Origin of the sequence: Methylophilus sp. OH31 (genome assembly GCF_000576615.1) — a bacterium.
In the GTDB taxonomy this organism is placed as follows: domain Bacteria; phylum Pseudomonadota; class Gammaproteobacteria; order Burkholderiales; family Methylophilaceae; genus Methylophilus.
Window position 1 is genome coordinate 191281 of sequence record NZ_BAUS01000001.1, and the last position, 23626, is coordinate 214906.

Consider the following 23626-nt stretch of genomic DNA (forward strand, 5'->3'; position numbering starts at 1 on the left):
GTTGATATTATCTTGAGACGGATAAAGATTGATGCGCTCAAGACAGTTTTGTAGCGTAGGAAGATTGTTAAAGGATCGTGTACAAGATGTCATCGGCCTATAACTTTGGCTATCGCAAATAAAGCCATCAATACGCAGGCGATTCGAGACACTGGAGAGACTCATACCCGCCGACACATTTTTGGAAACGTAGGTTTCAAACTTCTCTTGACTAAGCGAATAGCAACCAGACAGGCAAGATACGCAAGCAATTATGATGACATAGCTTCGCAAGATAGAGGCCTTAGTGTTCTGATAAGAATCAATAGAGTCTACCTCCTTTGACCCGATTGACCGAAGGATTAGGCTAAAGATGCGACACAAGGAAGTGCCTTTATGTAACGTAAAGCAACAGTGACCCATATTACCGTGGCTAAAATGTGGCCTGGACCATATATAACGAGTGGTCCCGTAAACAACAAAACAAACAAGTTAAAAAGAATGGTTGCCAAGATAAGGGAAAAAGCTCGGGCACGCGTTGGCCATATGCAAGAGACGACGAGGCCAGTACAAATAAACGCTAGAATACTCAAGGGAGCAATTCCAGTTAGAAAATCTACGGATAGAAGCATAGACCAAACTTCAGGTGCTGGCATAAACTTCGCAACGGTTAAGTAAAGCCCAAAGTGGGCCGCAACTAGCGAAAGGCAAGCGAAAAGCACTAGCCAAAACCTTCTGGGCCTTCTTACTCTGCCCCCCAATGACATATTGTACTTGATCCTCACACCATGAAAGGAGATGCCATAAAAAGGATGAACATGCGTGATTGCAAGACCAGACCCCTCAAATTTTATAGGATTGACCTCATAACCCTTCTGTACTTTTTAAATAAACATCTGTCGAGTTTTCTATAAGGTAATGATCTAGGCTGTTTAGAGGATAAAGCCTACTATTGACCTCTAACTCAGATAAAATATTTCCGAGTGAAAAAATAACTGCAGCCCTTACATTTGTAATTTCATTATCATTAAACCGTACGATGAGATTAGCAAATGCAAAAGCTGCAACACTTATTTTGTGAGGGCGCTGGCCAAACTTCCCATTAAAAATGTCAGGAAATTCCTTCCAAGCACATTCAATCATCTGAGTTGCAGTTGCTGCAGGATCTTGATCAAATAGTCCCGCCCTTGCCTGATGCTCAAGCAAATTCTGCACAACCACCGCTGCTTCACTTTTTTTGTATGTATTCTTAATCCCGCTAAAAATGCCCATGGTTTATCCTAATTATTTATGCATAACGATAGATAAGGGGCGCCCCGCTTGCGGGACATCCAAGCGGCCAAAGGCCGCGCCTTGCCCGGAATTGTTAGAAGCCTTTGTCGGGAACCCTGCGAGTTTGACATCAGCAATACTGAGAAAACTAAAATGTATAACGAATGATGTCTATAATTATTGCGGGGATCACGCACAATGAAGACAGCTTGTTTAGCATATTAATAACTCCCCATAAAGGAGCTAGTGCTTTAATGTGATAACTTATGCTTGCTGTGGCAAAATTCAAAACCAGCAACCCAACATAAATTGAAATGGCGATAACAGTTAATGACATATTTTAGATTTGCGTAAGCCACTAATTTGGGTCAAGCATTTCAATGTAGTTATCCAAAATGTCCAAGCAGTAAGATGACAATCCAATTGCTCGTTGAGCAGAACCATTCAGAAGTGCTACAACTTCATTGCGGGCAATTTTGTCGCCTTCCAATGCTTTGGCGTCTTCAGACAAAATTAGTGCTTCATATTGATTCAAATAGGCGACACGGTTTTTATCTCCAAACACACTTCCTAAAACTAGGAGCATGACACCAATTCCTCGCTCATCATGCTTAATTCCCTTTCTAATGTTTACTTGGTCAATAAATCCGCCAATATAACCAATGGTCCAGTTGTCACCAATTTTATTGGATGACTGGCACATCATTAATTGAACGCTCAATAAAGAGGAAACCGAGTTGGCAACCTGATGCGTCAAGTCGTTGATCGGCGGCTGTTTTTTCTTAGAAAATCCAAACACGTTTAAACCTTTAAGTTAATCAAAGAGATGTGGCTGAAACTATGGCAAGCATCTTTTAACGTAGAGCTAACTGACTCGTCAAAGCGCAGCTTTGGCGAGTCCAGCGACCGAAGGGAGCGAGGTTGAGCGCCATGTTAGAAATTTGTTTGCTCACCGACGTTTCCCCGTTCCATAACTGCCTGGAAGCATCGCCCAAGAATCCAAAAGGTCTATCCTCTTGTGTTTCTTCTTTTTCTTTTTGGCGGGGTTTTCGACTATGGGTTTCACAACGCGATTCGATGATTTTTTATGAACTTGCGGTTTTGTTGGAATGGGGTTAAGAAATGGACGTAACGCAATTTCTCTGTTTGGCGCATTATCTGACTTATTGAATTTCAAATTTCCATCGATAAGTGTCGTTTCAAGGGCGGTTCGAAGGCAGAACCACTTGAGTAATCTGTCGAAGTCCTTGGTGTTCTTGAATATGTCCAGCACCCTACTTATATAGGTGCGGTCTCCTGACGCTAGCGCATGTTCGGCTGCGAACTCCGCAATATCCTTCAACGTATCGGAGGCTTTTAGTTTTCTGAAATCGATGAGCTCTCTTACCTGTGGGTTCGAAAGCAATGCAATCAGTTTCGCGGTTTCGGCCATGAATAACCTGTCATGAGATGCACAGATGAAATTTATAACGTAAAGTAGTCATCCTAAATGACGCAAAAATATGCGTCAGTGATTTTTTTTGGGGGGAGTATTTACGGAATTTATTTAACATCTTCAAACTATTATTAAATTTTACGCCATCCTAAAATACAAATCTAAACACGTCAACTACGTTTTGGTGAAAGCTTAACTCCCACCCAGTGCTTTATACAATCCCACCTGATTCTGCAAAGCTTGCTGCTGTATTTGTAACGCCTGCGACTGTGCATCCAGTACACTGCGCTGAGAATCCAGCAACTCGAGATAAGTCACCAAACCTTGGTCGAGCTTACGCTTAACCAGTTGCAAACGGCTGCTTTCCAATTCACTTAAACGCGCTCTGGCAGCAGACTCTTCGGCAATCGCTGAGCGTGTGCTTAGTACATCCATCACTTCTTTAAACGCGGTCTGGATGGTTTTTTCGTAATTAACCACTTCGATACGCTCACGGGTTTGCGCAAGGTTGAGGTTGGCCTTGTTGCGGCCATAATTAAAGATCGGGATGGTCAGTTGCGGGCTGAAAGACCAGTAGTTGCTGCCGGTATCAGAAAACAGTTTGGAAAACTCCGAATTGACTAGGCCGACGTTGGTGGTGAGCTGCAAACGTGGATAGAACGCAGCCCGTGCAGCACCGATATTGGCATTGGCAGCTTTGAGCTGATGCTCGGCAGCACGAATATCAGCGCGCCTGGTCAATAAGCCGGAAGGCAGGCCTGGCGTAACGTCAGCCAATTTTAAATCCGCCAGAGGTTTGATGACTAACGGTGTGTGCTGTGACGATTCGCCGAGCAGTAAATACAAAGCATTTTGCGTGGTTGCCAGTTGCCGCTGCCATTGTGCATATTGTGCCTGCACTTGCTCGACCTGGATTTGGGCGGCTTTGACATCCAGCACCTGATCCAAACCGGCCTCAAAGCGACGCTGAGTCCGATGCAAGGTCTGTTTGCGGTCGTCCAGCGTTTGCTGCGCCAGCTTGAGTTGTGCGTGTAAGGTCAACAGATTGACATACTGCGTGGCGATCTCAGTGATCAGGGTAGCTTGCACCGCTTGCCGGTTTTCGGCTACTGCCAGGTATTGCTCCAACGCGGATTGCGTCAGGCTTTTGACGCGGCCAAACACGTCAATCTCGTAGTCAGAAATACCGACGCCAACGCGGTACAACTCGGCCTCAAATGCCTGGCTGGAGCTGAACACGGTGCGGCTGCGGTCGTACGTCAGGTTGCCCTGTATGGTCGGCAGGCGGTCGGCTTTTTGTATGCCGTAAGTGGCCTTGGCTTCGTCCATGCGAAGCACGGCTGTTTTCAGGTCACGGTTATGCGCCAACCCCACTTGTATCAGTTGCTGCAAATCGGTATCAGGGAAATAAGTTTGCCAGGTGAGCGGAGGCGCTTCAGTCACCGTGTCATTCGCTGGCTGGCCTGGGTAAGCCTCAGGCACTGGCGCAGCTGGCCGGAAATACTCGGGCATCAGCGAGCAAGCGTTTATCGCAAATGCCAGTGCGACAATGAGGGGAATACGGCTAAACTTCATGTGACACCCTTTGCGGTGCAGCTGGCTTTTTCATCCAGCGTCCCACGACAATAAAAAATAACGGTACAAAAAAGATCGCCAGCAAAGTTGCGGTGATAATGCCACCCAGCACGCTGGTGCCGATCGCAACTTGCGCGCCCGACGCAGCGCCGGTCGAGAATGCCAATGGAATCACACCGACACCAAAGGCCAGTGAGGTCATGACAATCGGCCGCAGGCGCTCTTTAGCCGCTAATAAACTGGCTTCAAGCAAAGGCATACCTTGCAACACGTGTTCTCGCGCAAACTCCACGATCAGGATGGCATTTTTGGCGGATAAACCAATCGTTGCAATCAGGCCCACCTTGAAATAAATATCATTGGGCAAACCACGGATAGTGACACCAAGCAACGCGCCCAAGACGCCTAATGGCACCACCAGCATCACGGCGAACGGAATGGCCCAGCTTTCATACAAGGCGGCCAGCACCAGGAACACAATCAGGATAGACAAACCAAACAGCATAATGGCCTGACTGCCGGATTGCTTTTCTTCGAGTGACTGCCCGGCCCATTCGAAGCCTATGCCCTTGCCCAACCCTTGTACCAGTTTTTCGATCTTCTGCATGGCTTCGCCGCTGCTATAGCCAGGCCCAGCGCCGCCATTGATATTAAATGAGGGGAAACCATTAAAACGCGTGCGTTGCGGGGTACCCATGGCCCAGTCCAGCTTCATGATGGAAGACAGCGGCACCAGGCTGCCATCGGCAGCTTTGAGGCGGATTTTCTTGATATCTTCCAGCGTCTGCCGTTGTTTGCCATCAGCTTGAATCAGCACGCGGCGCACCTGGTTGCCATAGACAAAATCACCGAGATAATTAGAACCAAGTAAAGTCGCCAGTGAGTCGTTGATTTCATCCAGCGAGATGCCCAGCGCATTGGCTTTGCTGCGGTTAAGCTGCATATTGACTACCGGTGTATCGTACAAACCGGCAAACAAGACATTCGCCAACTCGGGATGTTTGGCCGATTCGGCAATCAGCTGGTCGCGTGCCTTCATCAGGGTTTCTATGCCAACGCTGGCACGGTCTACCAGTTTCATGTCAAAACCACCCACGCTACCCAACTCTGGCAGCGGTGGCGCATTCATGGCGAAAATACTTAAATTGGGTCGGCCATAAAATTGCTGGTTAACGCGATTGACAATCGCCTGCACCTGCTGCTCGGCCTTGGGTCGCTCTGCCCAATCTTTGAGCGTAATAAACAGCATGCCACTATTGGTGCTGGTGCCGTAAAAACTAAAACCGCTGACTTCAAAAATAATATCGACCGGCTCGTGTTGCTGGATATAACGACTCATATCGCCCAGCACTTCGGCGGTTTCCGCCAGCGTCGCGCCTTGTGGCAACGACACCATGACCATAAAGTTACCCTGGTCCTCTTCTGGCAAGAATGCACTTGGCAAACGCATAAACAGCCAGCCGACCAAGGTCACAATGAGTGCAAACACGCCCAGCCAGCGCAATGGCTTGTTGAGCAAACCGCCGGTCAGGCGCGTGTAACGCTCGGTCATACACTTAAAGCTACGGTTAAACCAGACAAAAAAGCGCGCTTTCGGGCTGGTTTCATGGCGCAACAGCGTGACACACAAGGCAGGTGTCAGCGACAGCGCCAGAAAGGCCGAGAAGCTGATCGACACCGACAATGCCAATGAAAACTGGCGGTAGATATTGCCCACGGCGCCACTGAAAAAGGCCATCGGGATAAATACCGACACCAGCACAGCGGTGATACCCACCACTGCACCACTGATTTGCGACATGGCTTTAATAGTCGCTTCGCGCGCAGACAAGCCTTCATCGACAATCAGGCGTTCGACGTTTTCCACCACCACGATGGCATCATCAACCAGGATACCAATCGCCAGCACCACGCCAAACATGGTCAGCACATTAATGGAATAACCCAGCCAGTACATGACGGCAAACGTCCCCATCAGGGCAATCGGCACCACAATGGTCGGAATCAGGGTCGCGCGCAAGTTCTGCATAAACAGGTACATGACCACGAATACCAGCAGCACCGCCTCAACCAGCGTTTGAATCACTTTTTTAATCGAGATAGACACGAATGCCGAGGAGTCATATGACAGTTGAAACACGACATTCGGTGGAAAATATGGCTGCATTTGTTCCATCGCGACCTTGACGCGCTTGATGGTTTCTACTGCATTAGAGCCCGGCGACAGTTTGATCGCCATGCCGGCGGCATTCTTGCCATTGACTTTAGAGCTATAGGTATAGTCACTGCTGCCCATTTCCACCCGAGCCACATCCTTCACCAACAAGGCCGAGCCATCCGCCTGGCTGCGCAGTGGCACATTGGCAAAGTCTTCTACCGTTTTCAGCGTGGCTTCGGCTTCGAGCGTCACACTCAATGGCGCGCCATCCGGCACACCACTGGCACCGACCTGGCCCAAGGTCAGGCGTGTATTGTAGCTACGCAAGGCATTGGAAATTTCGCTGACGCTGACATTCAAGCCCGCCATTTTCTGCGGATCCGGCCAGATACGCATGGCGTACTCCGGGCTGAATGACTGCACCTTACCCACACCCTGCACGCGCTTAAGCGTAGGCATGACCGTGGCAGAGGACAACTCGCCAAGGTCAATTTCGCTGTAACGGTTATCTTCTGAGGTCAGTGACACAATCAGCTGAAAGCTATCCGCCGATTTTTCCACCATGATGCCGCTACGACGCACAATTTCCGGCAAACGCACTTCTACGCTTTTGAGGCGGTTTTGCACATCCACGGCCGCCAGATCAGGGTTGGTGCCCTGGCGGAAAGTCACGCTAATAGAAGCCATGCCCTGGTTGCTGGTGGCAGACACATACATCAGGCCTGGCATACCATTCATCTCGCGCTCGATAATCGAGGTCACGGTTTCTTCGACCACTTTGGCCGATGCGCCAGGATAAGTTGCGGCGATATTAACCACTGGCGGCGCAATATCGGGATACTGCGCAATCGGTAACTGCTTGATGGCAATTAAACCCGCCAACACAATCAGGATGGCAATCACCCAGGCAAAAATCGGCCTATCAATAAAAAAACGACTCATGACTTTACTTTCTTCTTTATGCTTTTTTATGCTGCCTGACTTTAAGGCTCTTAATTTTAAGGTGCGACGGCTTGGGTGATTTTGTCTGTGGCGCTTACCTGCTTGGGCGTCACTTTTGCGCCCGCCGTTTGCGTGGCAGCATTGGTGACCACCACCTGCTCGCCTGCTTGCAGGCCGTGCTCAATCACCCACTGTTTATCGATCACAGCGCCGGTTTGTACTTCGCGTGACTCCAGCTCCTGTTTGGTATTGACCACCCATACCCGGCTGGAGAACTGGTCACGGATCAGCGCATCGCGCGGAATCAGGATGGCATGTGGATTGGTCGCCTGGCGGATTTTTAGGCGCACATAGGCGCCTGGCATTAGTTCCTGTTGCGGGTTATCGAAAATGGCGCGCATCACGACAGAATCTGTCGTCTGGTTCACAGACACATCAGAAAATGACAGTTTGCCTGCACTAGGATAAGTTGAACCATCCGGCAACATCAGGGCAATCTGCAACTGACCATTGCTGCCTTTTAACTGGCCGTCGCGCAAGGCTTTACGCAGCGCGAACACCTCAGAAGAAGACTGCGCGAAATTGACATACACTGGGTTGATTTGCTCCACCGTCGTCATGTGCGTGGCCTCGTCTTTACCCACCAGCGCACCTTCTGTCACCAGCGCGCGGCGCGCCACGCCATCAATCGGCGCCGTCACATTGGCATAAGCCACATCCAGTTTGGCGCGGTTGAGTTTAGCTTGTGCGGCAGCCACTTCGGCTTTGGCCAGTTGCGCCTCAGCCTGTGCCGCGCGGTAGTCGCGCTGACTCACTGACTGGTCACCCACCAGGGCCTGGTAGCGCTGCAATTTGTCATTGGCATTCACCAGATTGGCTTCGGTTCTGGCCAGTTCAGCATCTGCTTCCAATTTACTGGCCTGCAATTGCTCCGGATTCAGGGCAAATAACGGTGTGCCCGCCTTCACTGTTTGCCCTTCCTGATACAGCCGTTTAGAGACAATACCGGAAACGCGCGCACGCACTTCTGCAATGCGATAGGCCTCTACACGGCCAGGTAATTCAACCTCAGCGGGGATTTCGGCGGTTTGCACGGTCACCACTTCGACCTCAGGTGCGCCAGCCGCTGCCTGAGCGGCTTCCTGCGGTTTGCTACAAGCGGAGAGTTGCAATAACAAGAATGTGGCAACAGAGGCCGTGCTGAGAGAAAAACGGGACATGAACATGCCTTCTTACTATATAGACGTCAATATTCTATCCGTCCTTTAATAATTAATCAATCATGACTGATTAATTATTTTTTGGTATAATCCTCGCCATTGTTTGAGGAATGATAAGCCTAGAGATCATGGCCAGAAAAACCAAAGAAGATGCGCAAAAAACCCGCGACCAGATTCTGGATGCGGCTGAACACGTGTTTTACCGCAAAGGCTTTACCCTGACCACCATGGCAGATATTGCCGAAGCAGCCACGCTGTCACGTGGTGCGGTCTACGGCCATTACAAAGGCAAACTGGAAGTGGCCACCGCCATGGCAGAACGCGTGATTCAACAAGCCTCGCCGTTTCAAAGCCAACCCACCCTCAGTGCCTTAAGCAACCTCAAACAATACTGCTTGCAGGAAATCCGCAGCTATATTGAACCCAGCTCGATTCAGCGCGTATTATTTTTTTTGTATATCGGCATTGATGATTCGCCTGAATTATTGCAATTACGTTTTGCCTGGGAGAAAAAGCGCATTACACAAATAGATTGCCTGCTCAAACAGGCGATTGCGCAAACAGAACTCTCTGCCGAAGTCGATTTCGACCTGATCAGCCTGTATTGCCAGTCCATTATTGAGGGTGTGTTCAGCATTATTTATTTTGGCAGCCTCAGTGAATCACAACGCTGGCAACGTGCGGAACAACTCTGTGAATATGGACTGCAACGGCTGTCTATGCCACTTTTCCAGCCGTAATTTAAACGTCAAGCTATTCTGCTAGCATTGACGAGCACGCCCGCCTTCCGGCAAGATAAGGGCCGGATACATTGATGACAATAAAATTGTTCAACTTTTTTGTCTGAACAAGGTCAGTATGACCACGCACGTTCATTTTTAAACGCATCACCCCGATACACACCCCTATAAAAATAACTTAAGAAAAAATATTGCTATGGATCATAACCTGTCTCTTATTACCACCATTGCTGCCGCATTTGCGCTGGCGCTGGTGTTTGGCCTGATCGCTGAAAAACTCAAATTGCCAGCGCTGATTGGTTATCTGTTTGCTGGCATTATCATCGGCCCGGCCACACCCGGCTTTGTGGCGGACATAGAAATCGCCTCACAACTGTCTGAAATCGGCGTCATGCTGCTGATGTTCGGCGTTGGCCTGCACTTTTCAGTGCAAGATTTAATGTCGGTCAAACGCATTGCCCTGCCCGGCGCACTGGCGCAAATGACGCTGGCCACCCTGCTCGGCATGCTGGTAGCACACACCTGGGGCTGGAGCATGGGCCATGGGTTGGTCTTTGGCCTGTCGCTGTCTTGCGCCAGTACCGTGGTATTACTGAAAGCGCTGGAGTCCAGGCGCATCCTGGAAAGCATGAACGGCAAAATTGCTGTCGGCTGGCTGGTAGTAGAAGACATGGTGACCGTACTGGTGCTGGTGCTGATGCCAGCCCTGGCTGGCGTTTTGGGTGGCCAGGGCGAAGCCACCAACGCCAGTGCCATTTGGGAGACCATAGGCGTTACCTTGCTTGAAATCACCGGTTTTGTAGTGGTAATGCTGGTGATAGGCAAACGCGTATTACCCTGGCTGCTGTGGTATGTGGCTGGCACCGGCTCGCGCGAACTGTTTACCCTCACCGTGATTGCCGTAGCGATTGGCGTGGCCTTTTTCGCCTCATCCCTGTTTCATGTGTCGTTTGCACTAGGCGCCTTTTTTGCCGGGATGATCATGCGCGAATCAGAATATAGCCATCGTGCGGCGGAAGATTCCCTGCCTTTCCGCGATGCATTTGCCGTGCTGTTTTTTGTCGCCGTCGGCATGCTGTTTGACCCTAGTATCCTGATCAAGCAACCGGTACAGGTCCTCTCTGTGGTCGCTATTATTATCTTGGGCAAATCACTGGCAGCGGTTGCGATCGTACTGGCGCTGCGCTATCCATTGAATACAGCACTCACCGTCGCCGCCAGCCTGGGGCAAATTGGCGAGTTCTCATTTATCCTGGCCGGGCTTGGCGTGTCGCTCAACCTATTGTCAGCAGATGGCATGAGCCTGGTGTTGGCGGGCGCACTGATTTCAATTGCCTTGAATCCGCTGGTATTTGCCTCGATCAAACCCTTGGCAAACTGGGTGGTCAATAAATCAGATGTGGCGCGACGCCTGTCTTTGCGCATGGATCCCTACAGTGAGTTGCCGATGTCCACGGAACGCAAGTTTCTTGAAGGCCAGGTGGTATTGGTCGGCTATGGCCGTGTTGGCAAGCGCATTGCACAATCGCTGACAGACTCTGCGATTCCATTTGTGGTGGCCGAGCAAAATCGCGAACTGGTGGAAAAACTGCGCAAGCAAGGCCAGCCCGCCGTGTCAGGCAATGCTGCTGACCCCATGGTATTGATACAGGCACACATCGCCAATGCGGCCATGCTGATTATTGCCACACCGGACGCCATGGATATCCGTAAAATAGTCGACATTGCCAAACAGCTCAAGCCGGACATAGAAGTGGTGATTCGTACTCACCACGAAGATGAATACCAGCGCCTGCAAAAAGACCTGGGCCAAGCGGTGTTTTTTGGCGAGGAAGAACTGGCAAAAGGCATGTCTGCCCATGTGTTACAGCGTTTTGAACGGCACGTGCTCTAACAGCCTCAAAACGGCAATAAGGGCTGCTTTGGCAGCCCTTATTTTTTACACGACTGACTCACCTAACGCTATGATGTCAATTGTATAGGCTGTCGATACGTATCGTTACATTCACGCCCAATCAAACGCAGTACAATCTTGTCAGACAAGAATAACGATATCAATATTGGTACCTATGAACACCACTCCCCTTGACCGTAAATCTGGCCTTTACGCTAAATCCGGTGTATGGCTGCTGGGCTTTGCCAGTCTGATGCTGGCCGCCTGCTCATCCGGCAAACCGGATAACAAACCGCCCAAAAAAACGCCTGAAGTCGGCGTAATCACCGTACAACCGGCCAGCCAGCCGATTGTGGCCGACCTGCCAGGGCGCACCAATCCGTTTATGATTTCGGAAGTCCGCCCACAAGTTGGCGGCATTATCCGCCAGCGCGCGTTTACCGAAGGCGCACTGGTCAAAGCAGGCCAACTACTTTATCAAATTGAGCCTGCGCCTTACCAGGCCAGTGCCCAAAGTGCGGCCGCCGCGCTACAAAAAACAGAAGCCTCGCTGACCACGCTCAAACTCAAAGCGGATCGTTATAAAGAACTGGTCAAAATCAATGCCGTCAGCAGGCAGGATAACGATGACGCGCAAGCCGCCTTGCAACAAGGTGAAGCCGATGTGGCTGCCGCCAGGGCAGCGCTGTCCACCGCAAAAATCAACCTGGATTTCACACGCGTGGTCTCGCCAATCACTGGTTTTGTATCTACTTCTACCGTCACCCCTGGCGCGCTGGTCACGGCGAGCCAGGACACCGCACTCACCACCGTACAGCAACTGGACCCGATTTATGTCGATGTGATTCAGTCAAGCAGTGACTTGCTCAAACTCAAACGTGATATTGCCAGCGGCAAACTGAGCAGCACATCGCAAAAAGAAATCCCTGTCCGTGTCGTACTCGAAGATGGCTCCACATACGCCCACGCCGGAAAACTCAAATTCAACGGCATTAGTGTCAATACCACTTCAGGGGCGGTTACACTGCGTGCGGTGGTGCCTAACCCGGAAGGCATTTTGCTGCCCGGCATGTATGTGCATGCCCTGATTGATGTCGCCGAAGAAAAGGCAGCTATTCTGGTGCCGCAACGTGCTGTGACCAGAAATACACGTGGTGAGCCAACGGTGCTACTGGTGGACAATACGCAAAAAGTGATTCAGCAAACCCTGGAAACCAGTGGCGCACAAGGTGACAACTGGCGTGTCACACAAGGCCTGCAAGCGGGTGACCGCGTGATTATGGATGGGCTACAAGGTATCAGCGTAGGCAGCGAAGTGAAGGCGGTGCCCTTTGTGGCGACCAGTCATCCAGATGCAGCAACACCAGCTGCGGCAACAAAACCGTCTACCGTGAACCCTGCCCGCTAACCAGAAGAGAATTTAACTATGGCGTCTTTTTTTATCCAACGCCCTATCTTTGCCTGGGTGATTGCAATTGTCATCATGCTGGCTGGCATAGGCGCGATTGAGTGGCTGCCGCTGGAGCAATACCCGGATATTGCGCCACCACGCGTCTCTATCAACGCTACCTATACCGGCGCTGCGGCCGACACCATTGAAAACTCGGTGACGCAGGTGATTGAGCAATACATGAAGGGCATTGATAACCTGACCTATATGTCTGCCAGCAGTACGTCGTCAGGCACGGCCAATATCAGCCTCACCTTTGATGCCGGCACCAACCCCGATGTGGCACAAATGCAGGTGCAGAATAAACTGCAGCAGGCCATGCCCAGGCTGCCGCAGATTGTACAAAGCCAGGGCGTGACCGTCGCCAAAACCGGCATCGACTTCCTGATGATGATTTCACTCATGTCTGACAGCCCTACAGTGCGCGCCATTGATATCGGTGATTACATTTCGAGCAACCTGATTGACCAGATCAGCCGACTCGATGGTGTGGGCGATGTACAGACCCTGAGCGCAGGCTATGCCATGCGCATCTGGCTGGATCCGGCCCGGCTGCAAAAATACAACCTGATCCCTTCCGATATTTCAGCGGCCGTACAAGCGCAGAATACCGAAGTCTCCTCTGGCCAGTTAGGCGCCCTGCCTTCGGTAAAGGGCCAAGGCCTGAATGCGCCAATTACCGCCCGCAGCAAACTGCAAACCGTAGAGCAATTCAACCAGATTATCGTTAAATCCGGCGCAGATGGTTATGTCGTGCATTTGTCGGATGTGGCCCGCGTTGAATTAGGCGCCGAGAGCTACACACCGGTCGCCAACCTCAACGGTAAGACCTCAGCAGCCTTTGGGGTCAAGCTCGCGTCCGGTGCCAATGCACTGGCCACCGCGCAGGCCGTAAAAGACAAACTCGCTGCACTGGAGCCGTATTTTCCGCCTGAACTGAAACTCAGCATCCATATCCCTTATGACACCACGCCATTTGTGCGTATTTCCATCAAGGAAGTCGTCAAGTCGCTGGTAGAGGCCATCCTGCTGGTCGTGATCATTATGTATGTGTTTTTGCAGAACCTACGTGCGACGCTGATTCCGGCGATTGCGGTGCCGGTGGTGCTGCTCGGCACCTTTGGCGTGCTCGCCGCGTTTGGCTTTTCGATTAACACACTGACCATGTTTGGCCTGGTACTGGCGATTGGCCTGCTGGTTGATGATGCCATTGTGGTGGTGGAAAACGTCGAACGTGTGATGCGTGAAGAAGGCCTGAGCCCGAAAGAAGCCACGCGTAAATCCATGGGCGAAATTACCAGCGCACTGGTCGGTATTTCACTGGTGCTATCCGCCGTGTTTATTCCCATGGCCTTTTTTGGTGGCGCCACCGGCGTGATTTACCGCCAGTTCTCTATCACCATTGTCTCTGCCATGTTGTTATCTGTGCTGGTCGCGCTGACATTGACCCCAGCCCTGTGTGCGACCATGCTCACACCATCAAACCATGGCCATGCGGCAACAGGTGGCCTGTTTGGCTGGTTTTTCCGCTGGTTCAACCCGGCGTTTGAAGCATTTGCCAATGGCTACCAGGCCATCGTCGAGAAAATCCTGCGCCAGAAGCTATTCACCATGGTGCTGTATGCCGGCATTCTGGCCTTGCTGGCTTTCCTGTTCCTGCGCTTACCCAGCTCCTTCCTGCCGACAGAAGACCAGGGCATCCTGATGGCGCAGATTCAATTGCCGGTCGGTGCCACCGATAGCAGGATGCAGCGTGTACTGCGACAAATCGAGCATTACCTGGATGGTCAGGAAGCAGTCATTGATGAATATTTAACTATTGCCGGCCTCGGCCAGGGCGGTGGCGGCAGCCAAAACACCGGCCGTGCCTTTATCCGCCTCAAAGACTGGTCACTGCGTGGCGAAGGCCAGGACGCCGCGTCACTCGCAGATAAGATGACCAAAGCCTTGTCCAAGATCCGTGATGCCAAGCTGTTTGTGAACCAGCCAGCGCCCGTACGCGGCCTGGGCCAGGGCTCCGGCTTTACACTCGAGCTCAAGGATGTCGGCGGCCTCGGGCACCAGGCACTGATGGAGGCCAGAAACCAATTTGTGCAACTGGCCGCAGACAATCCCAAACTGAACCGGGTACGGCCAAGTGGCCTGGATGATACGCCAATGTTCAGGCTCAATATTGATGACCAGAAAACCGGCATTTATAATCTGACCACCGCCAATATCAACTCCACACTGTCTATCGCCATGGGCGGCACCTATGTCAACGATTTTATTAACAAGGGCCGCGTCAAAAAAGTCTATTTGCAGGGGGATGCGCCTTACCGCATGCAGCCTGAAGACATTGATCGCTGGTATGTACGCAATAGCACCAACGACATGGTGCCGTTCTCTGCCTTTTCCAATACCCGTTGGGTATCGGGCTCGCCCTTGCTCGAACGCTATAACGGTATTTCTTCCGTGGAAATCGTCGGCGAAGCAGCCAAAGGCACCAGCACCGGCGAAGCCATGCGTATTGCTGAAGGCATTATCAAGCAACTACCGGCAGGCATCGGCTATGAGTGGAGTGCGCAGTCCTACCAGGAAAGACTGTCAGGCTCACAGGCGCCCCTTTTGTATGCGGTGTCTGTGGTGTTTGTGTTTTTGTGCCTGGCCGCGTTATATGAAAGCTGGGCGGTGCCTTTCTCCGTCATTATGGTCGTGCCTCTGGGGATTCTGGGCGCTGTGCTGGCAACCAGTTTGCGTGGCATGACGGCCGACGTTTACTTCCAGGTCGGCCTGTTGACGACCATCGGCCTGTCAGCGAAAAACGCCATTCTGATTGTAGAGTTCGCCAAGCATCTGCAAGAGCGTGGCCAGCCTTTACTGACTGCCACCCTGGAGGCCGTAAAACTGCGCTTGCGGCCCATCCTCATGACCTCGCTCGCCTTTGTCTTTGGTGTGCTGCCACTGGCTTTCAGTGAAGGTGCAGGTGCGGTAAGCCGCCAGGCGATTGGCACCGGCGTACTCGGCGGCATGTTGATGGCCACCTTCCTCGGCATCTTTTTTGTGCCGCTGTTTTATGTGCTGATACGTTCGCTGTTCCCTTACCAGCCTGATCCAGATGCCATCGCACATGGATAACCTTATGATGAAACCAAGCACACAGACATTACTTGGCACTGCAAAATTACCAATCAAATTACTGGCCCTAATGACGCTGTCACTTGGCCTGAGCAGTTGTATTGACCTGGCGCCGTTTTATACACGGCCAGCCTCACCGGTTCCGGCAACGCTAGGCACGGTAGAAAGCGATCCCAAAGCCTTTACTGATCTGCCGTGGCAATCCTTTATCAGTGATGAAAAGCTGCGCCAGGTGGTTGACCTCGCCTTAAAAAATAACCGCGACCTGCAGGTGGCTGCGCTGACCATAGAACGGTCACGCGCCCTCTACCAGGTGCAACGTGCCGACCTGTTTCCAACCATCGCCGCGAGCGTCACTGAAACCGCCTCCAAAGGCATGGCCAGTGCTGCCAACAATACTGCAGGCAATACCTCAGGGGCGACCACTGGCACTGCGGGCAGCAGCAATAGCAGTGGCAATATCTCGCATATTTACCGTGCAACCGTAGGCTTTAGTGCATATGAGCTGGATCTGTTCGGCCGCATACGCAACCTGAACCAGCAGGCCTTGCAAACGTTTTATGCCAATGAAGATAATCGCCACAGCACACAGATCAGCCTGATTGCCGAAGTGGCGACCGCCTGGCTAACCCTGGCGGCAGACAAAAAGCGACTCGCGATTGCCGAGCAAACCCAGCAAAGCCAGCAAGCCACTTACGATATCAACCAGAAAATGTTTGAACTGGGCGTTGCCAATGCACTGACCTTAAAGCAGCTGCAAACCAGTGTCGACAGTGCACGCGTGGCAGTGGCCACCTACAATATGCAAATCAAGCAGGACATCAACTCCCTCAACCTGCTAGCGGGCAGCATGGTGCCTGATCAGTGGTTGCCAGCAGGCAACTTGTCCAGCGTGGTCGCGACCACAGCCTTACCTGCCGGAGTCAGCTCGCAAACCTTACAGCAACGGCCGGATGTCCGTGCAGCAGAACACTTGCTGGAAGGCGCCAATGCCAATATCGGCGCATTACGCGCGGCTTTCTTCCCCACCATCAGCCTGACCACCACGGTAGGTTCAGCCAGTACCGAATTATCCGGCCTGTTTGCCAAAAATTCCGGCATCTGGACCTTTGTGCCGCAAATCAGCGTACCGCTGTTTAACGCGGGGCGTAACCGTGCCAATTTGACCTCCGCAGAGAAAAACCGCGATATTCTGCTCGCACAATACGAAAAAACCGTGCAAACTGCGTTCCGCGAAGTGGCAGACGTGTTGGTGCAGCGTGAAGGTTTGCAAGCACAACTGGACGCCCAGCAGTCACTCACCGCTGCTGCGAATGCGGCATTCCAACTGGCTGATGCCCGCTTTAAAAATGGGGTCGACAATTACCTGGTGGTACTGGATGCACAACGCACGCTTTATACTGCAGAGCAATCGCTGGTCACGTTGCAATTAAGTGACGCCGCTAGCCAGCTGACCTTGTATAAGGTCATGGGCGGCGGCTGGCATTAGTGAGTGCATGCATGAACATCATCGTTTTAAACATTAAAGATAAAGATAACCACCAAGTCGCGCACACTTCTTGCTTGGTGCCTAGTGATGAACACAGAAATATCCCCTGCCCAAACCATTACCTTGGCCAAAATCAGACATATCGAGGAGCTGGAGCGACTCGATAGCTGTATCGCATTTGTCGAAAAAATTGGCCAGTTGATCCACCTGATCCAGGCCGAACGTGGTGCTAGCTGCCTCTATATTGCCTCCAATGGGCGACGCTTTGCACCTGAGCGCGCTGACATTATTACGCAAAACCAGGCCATGGAAGCCAGTTTTAGAGAGGCGCTGCAACAGCACTTGCATAGAAACGCGCTGGCAGATGCCAAACAATTGACACTGACCTCGTGGATCTTGCTAGGCCTGGACCAACTGACTTCTTTGCGGCATCAGATCACTTTGCAAAAGATCAGCTTTGCGGACTGTATTGAATCTTTTAGCCGCTTGATCGGCAGCCTGATTGCACTGATCTTTGAGATCACCGACAGCTCGGTCAATAGCAAGATTTCCACCTGTTTGCTGACGCTTTACAACCTGATCCAGGGCAAGGAATTTGCCGGGCAAGAGCGTGCAGTGGGTGCCTATATGTTTGGTTCAGGCAGCCTGCAACTACCGCATCAGCAAAAGCTGTTTGAACTCATCGCCCAGCAAGACCGCCATTTTGATTTATTCTGCCAGTTTGGCAGTGAAGAGGTACGCCAGTCATGGCTGGCGCTGCAGGCAACCAGCTGGCACCAGCAACATCAAAAATACCGCACCAAACTGAGCGCAGCCAAAGACCAGCAGACGCTCAACCCCAGTAGCGCAGATGTCTGGTTTGAATTGTGCAGCCAGCGTTTAAGCGCTATGTGGCAGATTCAATGTCAGCTCATCCAAACCATGCATGAGTTGTTGGCCGGGCTGGCTAGCAAAGCCAAGAGCGACTTTGAGCAAACCCGGCAATATTTGGATGCCATTCAGGCAACACCAGCCGCTGCGCTCAACAGCACCTTTTTCAACCTGGCAATTCCAGTTGAGAATGCCTTGAATTTTCAGACGCATGATACGTCGCAGGCGTATCCGATGGCCTCCATGATTACACTGCTGCAACAGCAGTCGCGGCAAATTGCCGAGATGGAAAGTGAGTTGTCTGATACCAAAAAGGCGCTCGCCGAACGCAAGCTGATCGAACGTGCCAAAGGCCTGTTAATGAGCACGCGCGGGCTGAATGAAATGGAAGCGTATAAAACCATGCGCAGCATTGCCATGGAGCAAAACCGCAAGATTATTGATGTCGCTGAAAACATTCTGGCGCATCACGCACAACCGGGCTAAACGCCCGTCAAATTGGTGCATCCGCACACGTATGGTGCGGACAGCACCGCGCTGAAAAGGTTGCATAAAAATGCAACCATCCAAAAAAACCAATATAGAACAATCACTTAAAAATAACGCTTCAGCTGGCACGGCAATTGCTAATTTGGCTTGAGGCTTCAGCTAACGGCGGTTGAAAATCTCGTGTGATACCAGCCTGGGATGTAGCGTGGCTGGGCAGTAAACAAGTCGAATGACTTGTGCAGTAAAAGGACAAAGGCGTCCTGAGTGTAGACAAAAAACAGTCTGCGTTCAGGACGCCTTTTTGTTTTTTAACTTTCCCAATTGATTGATGATTAAGGAGCAGCAATGAGCAGTTCTGACAAAAATAATGTGACACCCACTTCAACGGTCACCGAAGTATCCACCACCGAGCAAGTAGACCAGCAGCGCCGTCACTTTTTCATGAACACCTTGGCAGGTGCATTTGGCGCGGCTGCCATGATGAACATGGTGCCCTCTGCGATTCGCAGCCAGGCTTGGGCAGCAGGCTCAGATGCCCCTGAAATCACTGAGGTGAAAGTGGGCTTTATCCCGCTGACGGACTGTGCGCCGATTATTGTCGCCTCACAAATGGGCTTCGATAAAAAATACGGTATCAAAATCGTGCCTTCTAAAGAAGCTTCGTGGGCAGGCGTACGTGACAAGCTAGCCAATGGTGAGCTGCATGCTGCCCATGTACTGTATGGCCTGATTTACGGTGTGCAACTAGGCATTGGTGGCCAGCAAAAAGACATGAATATTCTGATGGCGCTGAACAACAATGGTCAGGGCATCACACTATCCAACCAACTCAAAGAAAAAGGCGTGACCAGCGGCGCGACACTGAAACGCCTGCTGGATAATGAAAACCGCGACTTTACCTTTGCCCAGACTTTCCCGACCGGCACCCACGCCATGTGGTTGTACTACTGGCTGGCCAGTTACGGCATCAACCCGATGCAGGACGTAAAAACCATTGTGGTACCACCGCCACAAATGGTGGCCAATATGCGCATCGGCAATATGGATGGCTACTGTGTAGGTGAACCATGGAACGCACGTGCCATTTACGACAAGGTAGGCTTCTCTGTTGCCACTTCGCAAGATATCTGGACCGATCATCCGGAAAAAGTACTGGGCACCACCGCTGAGTTTGTGGCTAAAAATCCAAATACCGCACTGGCACTGACCAAAGCGATTCTGGAAGCTTGCCGCTATATCGATGCGACTAAAAACCGCCAAGAAGTGGCCAAACTAATCGCGGGCAAAGCCTACGTCAACGCGCCTGAGGAAGTCATTGAAGGTCGCTTCCTCGGCCACTACGACAATGGTATCGGCAAAAAATGGGAAGACCCGAACTACATGAAGTTCTTCAATGACGGCAAGGTCAACTTCCCTTACCTGTCTGATGGCATGTGGTTCCTCACACAGCACAAACGCTGGGGCTTGTTGAAGTCTGACCCTGACTACCTGGGTATCGCGAAAAAGGTCAACCGTATCGACATTTATACCGAAGCAGCCAAATCACTGGGCATTGCGGTGCCAGATGCCATGCGTAGCAGCAAGCTGATCGATGGCGTGGTCTGGGATGGCAAGGACCCGAAAGCCTATGCCAGCAGCTTCAAGGTGAAAGCCTAATCTTTAAAGGAGAATCACCATGAATGTCGTCAGCTTGAAGAAAGAAAACATCATGCAAAAAAGCGAGGAAGCTGTCACCACAGCACCTGCGCAACCAGTTGTTGCTGTGGTTACCCCTCTCTCAACCACAGCGGCAAAAGCCACCGCGCCCAAGCGCGGGGCATGGGTGGCAACGGCTAAACGAGGATTTGAATGGCTGTTGCCGCCTGTGATTGGCTTGATGGTATTCGCCGCCATCTGGGCCACGGTAGCTGCCCTGACACAAGGCTTGCCAGGCCCGGTCAAGACCTGGCAATCGGCTGTCGAGCTGTTCAGCGACCCGTTTTATATCAACAACCCAAATGACATGGGCATAGGCTGGAACATTCTGAGCTCACTGCAACGTGTGGCGACGGGTTTTGGCCTGGCAGCGATTGTCGGTATCCCGATGGGCTTTGTGATTGGCCGCTATGCCTTTATGTCCAGAATGGCAGCACCGATTATCAGCCTGCTCAAACCGGTGTCACCGCTGGCCTGGCTGCCCATTGGCCTGCTGGTATTCAAGGCGGCCAACCCGGCTGCGATCTGGGTGATCTTCATCACCGCCGTGTGGCCAATGATTATCAACACCGCCGTCGGCGTGAGCAAAGTGCCGCAAGACTATATGAATGTGGCCAAAGTGCTCAACCTGTCCGAATGGAAAGTCGTGACCAAAATTCTGCTGCCTTATGTCATGCCTTACATGATGACCGGTGTCCGCCTGTCGATTGGCGCAGCCTGGCTGGTGATTGTGGCGGCAGAAATGTTGACTGGCGGCATGGGCATCGGCTTCTGGGTGTGGGATGAGTGGAACAACCTCAATGTAGAGCACATCATCATCGCCATTTTTATTGTCGGCATTGTCGGTTTGTTACTCGAACAGTTGCTGGTGCTGGTGGCAAAACGCTACAGCTACGAATAACCCGCAGGAAAAGGATTCTTATTATGACGACCAATGTAATGCAAGACCGTTATGTCCTGATTGAAAACGTCAACATGACGTTTCACACCAAAAAAGGCAGTTTTCAGGCGCTGAAAGATATCAACCTGAATATCCGTGAAGGCGAGTTTATTTCCATCATCGGCCACTCTGGCTGTGGCAAGTCTACGGTACTCAACCTGATTGCCGGGTTGCTGCAACCCAGTGAAGGCTACCTGTTTTGTGCCGGCCGTGAAATCTCCAAGCCTGGCCCTGAGCGTGCCGTGGTGTTTCAAAACCACTCTCTGCTGCCATGGCTGACCTGTTTTGAGAATGTCTACCTGGCTGTAGAACGCGTATTTGGCGATAAAGAAGGTCCGGCACAACTGGCAGAGCGCACCCGCGCAGCACTGGAGCTGGTGGGTTTAAGCCACGCCATTGAAAAACGCCCGAACGAAATTTCCGGTGGCATGAAGCAACGCGTCGGTATTGCGCGCGCACTGGCCATGGAGCCTAAGGTATTACTGCTGGACGAGCCATTCGGCGCGCTGGACGCCCTCACCCGTGCTGGTTTGCAAGATGAGCTGATGGGCATTATGGCGCGTTCCGGTTGCACTGCCGTGATGGTCACGCACGATGTAGACGAAGCCGTGTTGCTGTCAGACCGCATCGTCATGATGACCAACGGCCCGGCAGCGACCATAGGCGAAATCCTGGACGTCGATTTGCCTCGTCCGCGTAAACGTCTGGAGCTGGTAGAAGACCCGGCGTATACGCATCTGCGCAGCGAAGTATTGAAGTTTTTGTATGAGCGCCACGCTAAAAAGGCAGCATAGATATAAGTAGTGCTGACGGGCGGTCACCCGCCAGCACTGCATACCTCATCGAAGTATGGTTACCCCACATAGAAAAAGGAGCAACACATGAACGCTAACTCACACCCACGCTTACGTCAAGTTTCAGTCGCGCTATTGCTGGCGGCTTTTAGCATGCAGGCGATGGCTGAAGAAGAGATCATCCCTGAATACACTTTTATGGATGCCATTAAAACCGGCAAAAATATGACCAGCTTTAGACTGCGTTATGAGAATGTAGACCAGGATGGCTTGCAACCGCCAACCTTGCCGAATGGCACGGCTAACCCAACCGCAACGAAAGAACTAAAAGATGCTAATGCCCTGACCTTGCGCAGCCTGATTGGCTGGCAAACTGCGCCCTACCATAACTTTAGCTTTGCTGCCCAGTTGATCAATGTATCCAAATTGGCTGATAACTTTAACGATAGCACCAACAGCACGCTGACAAATAGTGTTTCCAACCAGGCTCGTAATATCGAATACGCAAAGGTAGTGGACCCTGACTACACCGGCCTCAACCAGTTATTTGTCGAATGGACCGGCATTAAAAACACCCGCGTACGTGCGGGCCGCCAGCAAGTGAACTTGGATAACGTGCGTTTTATTGGTGACATTGCTTTCCGCCAGGTCATGCAAGTGTTTGATGGCGTATCGGTGTTCAACAAAACCATTCCTGATACCGAAATTTTTGTTGCCCACTTTGAAAGCCTGGAGCAAATCACAGCCAAGCACCGTTCAGATGGCGCACTGGATATCGTGAATGCACGTTACCGTATTTCACCCACTGAGTTTCTGGTCGGCTATGCTTATCTGGATGGTTTCCAGGATTTAGGCATGGGCCGTGCCTGGTTCGGTAACGGCACCACAGGCGCAGCGATTGCTGCAGGCAAAGGTGGCGCAGCTAACCAGACAGCCGATCAAGGCAACAAAATTATTGGCGTACGTCTGGACGGCACCCATCCGTTCACACCTAACTACCGTGCGCACTACACTGCCGAATACGCCAAACAATCCGACTACAGCAATGGCGACACCCGTATTGATGCGCACTACTACAAACTGGGTGGCGGCTTTGGTATCGATAACTTCAATATGCGACTTGATCAGGAGCTGCTGTCCAGCAATAACGGCAAGTATGCCTTCCAGACGCCATTGGGCACCAACCACCTGTTTCAGGGCTGGGTAGACAAATTCTTGGCAACACCGCTTGAAGGCATTAAAGATACCTTTGTTACCGCGACTTACCGCTATGGCGATTTCTTGTTCTTTGCCGACTATCACCTGATTGATTCAGATGAAGACTTCCATACTGTCGGTGGTGGCACCAGCAGCAAAGGTTCGCGTTACGGTAAAGAGTGGAATGCTGCCGTGACCTGGAATGTGGATAAAAACTGGATGACCAAACTGGAGTACGGCCGTTTTACTGAAGGTGACCGTTATGCCCTCACCGCCAACGTCCCAGATAGCGTCGCGGGTAACCGTGGCCGTGTTCGCGACACCGAAAAATTATGGCTGACTGCCATGTATACGTTTTAACTCTATAAGG

Annotated in this window: 16 protein-coding genes; 10 read left to right on the forward strand and 6 right to left on the reverse strand. The window is 51.6% G+C overall.

What is annotated here, in order from left to right:
* Positions 1-843: 843 nt before the first annotated feature.
* The 6 genes from OH31_RS00815 to OH31_RS00840 all read right to left on the reverse strand — a co-directional run bounded on the left by OH31_RS00815 (position 844) and on the right by OH31_RS00840 (position 8581).
* Positions 844-1251 carry a hypothetical protein gene (locus OH31_RS00815; protein WP_024929238.1) on the reverse strand — a complete coding sequence of 136 codons (408 nt, stop codon included), beginning with the start codon at positions 1249-1251 and terminating at the stop codon, positions 844-846.
* A gap of 358 nt (positions 1252-1609) precedes the next feature.
* Positions 1610-2050: a hypothetical protein gene (locus tag OH31_RS00820; protein ID WP_148296185.1), complete on the reverse strand. Its 441-nt coding sequence runs from the start codon at positions 2048-2050 to the stop codon at positions 1610-1612.
* Between the two features lie 150 nt (positions 2051-2200).
* Positions 2201-2683, reverse strand: a complete 483-nt coding sequence (locus tag OH31_RS00825; protein ID WP_024929240.1) for a hypothetical protein — start codon at positions 2681-2683, stop codon at positions 2201-2203.
* A 195-nt stretch (positions 2684-2878) separates the two neighbouring features.
* Positions 2879-4261: an efflux transporter outer membrane subunit gene (locus OH31_RS00830; RefSeq protein ID WP_024929241.1), complete on the reverse strand. Its 1383-nt coding sequence runs from the start codon at positions 4259-4261 to the stop codon at positions 2879-2881.
* Positions 4251-7361, reverse strand: coding sequence for a multidrug efflux RND transporter permease subunit (locus OH31_RS00835; protein ID WP_024929242.1), 3111 nt, complete (start codon positions 7359-7361; stop codon positions 4251-4253). Before OH31_RS00835 ends, OH31_RS00830 begins: the two co-directional genes overlap by 11 nt.
* A gap of 56 nt (positions 7362-7417) precedes the next feature.
* The gene (locus tag OH31_RS00840; protein WP_036298454.1) at positions 7418-8581 is read right to left on the reverse strand and encodes an efflux RND transporter periplasmic adaptor subunit; all 1164 of its coding nucleotides are present in this window, start codon (positions 8579-8581) and stop codon (positions 7418-7420) included.
* A gap of 128 nt (positions 8582-8709) precedes the next feature.
* On the opposite strand from OH31_RS00840, the gene OH31_RS00845 reads away from it, so the two are divergent.
* The 10 genes from OH31_RS00845 to OH31_RS00890 all read left to right on the forward strand — a co-directional run bounded on the left by OH31_RS00845 (position 8710) and on the right by OH31_RS00890 (position 23616).
* Positions 8710-9321, forward strand: coding sequence for a TetR family transcriptional regulator (locus OH31_RS00845; RefSeq protein WP_024929244.1), 612 nt, complete (start codon positions 8710-8712; stop codon positions 9319-9321).
* Positions 9322-9517: 196 nt separating this feature from the next.
* Positions 9518-11215: a YbaL family putative K(+) efflux transporter gene (gene ybaL / locus OH31_RS00850; RefSeq protein ID WP_024929245.1), complete on the forward strand. Its 1698-nt coding sequence runs from the start codon at positions 9518-9520 to the stop codon at positions 11213-11215.
* A gap of 175 nt (positions 11216-11390) precedes the next feature.
* Positions 11391-12623, forward strand: coding sequence for an efflux RND transporter periplasmic adaptor subunit (locus tag OH31_RS00855; RefSeq protein ID WP_024929246.1), 1233 nt, complete (start codon positions 11391-11393; stop codon positions 12621-12623).
* Positions 12624-12641: 18 nt separating this feature from the next.
* Positions 12642-15782: an efflux RND transporter permease subunit gene (locus OH31_RS00860; protein WP_024929247.1), complete on the forward strand. Its 3141-nt coding sequence runs from the start codon at positions 12642-12644 to the stop codon at positions 15780-15782.
* Complete coding sequence (locus OH31_RS00865; protein ID WP_024929248.1) at positions 15775-17271, forward strand: efflux transporter outer membrane subunit; 1497 nt, start codon at positions 15775-15777, stop codon at positions 17269-17271. The genes OH31_RS00860 and OH31_RS00865 overlap by 8 nt, the downstream gene beginning before the upstream one ends.
* 87 nt (positions 17272-17358) lie before the next feature.
* Entirely contained in the window at positions 17359-18627 is a 1269-nt protein-coding gene (locus OH31_RS00870) for a nitrate regulatory protein (protein WP_024929249.1), read from the forward strand.
* A 348-nt stretch (positions 18628-18975) separates the two neighbouring features.
* Positions 18976-20286, forward strand: a complete 1311-nt coding sequence (locus OH31_RS00875) for a CmpA/NrtA family ABC transporter substrate-binding protein (RefSeq protein ID WP_024929250.1) — start codon at positions 18976-18978, stop codon at positions 20284-20286.
* 19 nt (positions 20287-20305) lie between these two features.
* Positions 20306-21226 carry a nitrate ABC transporter permease gene (ntrB, locus tag OH31_RS00880; protein WP_019882908.1) on the forward strand — a complete coding sequence of 307 codons (921 nt, stop codon included), beginning with the start codon at positions 20306-20308 and terminating at the stop codon, positions 21224-21226.
* A gap of 23 nt (positions 21227-21249) precedes the next feature.
* Positions 21250-22059: an ABC transporter ATP-binding protein gene (locus tag OH31_RS00885; protein ID WP_019882909.1), complete on the forward strand. Its 810-nt coding sequence runs from the start codon at positions 21250-21252 to the stop codon at positions 22057-22059.
* Between the two features lie 87 nt (positions 22060-22146).
* Positions 22147-23616, forward strand: a complete 1470-nt coding sequence (locus tag OH31_RS00890; RefSeq protein ID WP_024929251.1) for an alginate export family protein — start codon at positions 22147-22149, stop codon at positions 23614-23616.
* Positions 23617-23626 lie beyond the last annotated feature (10 nt).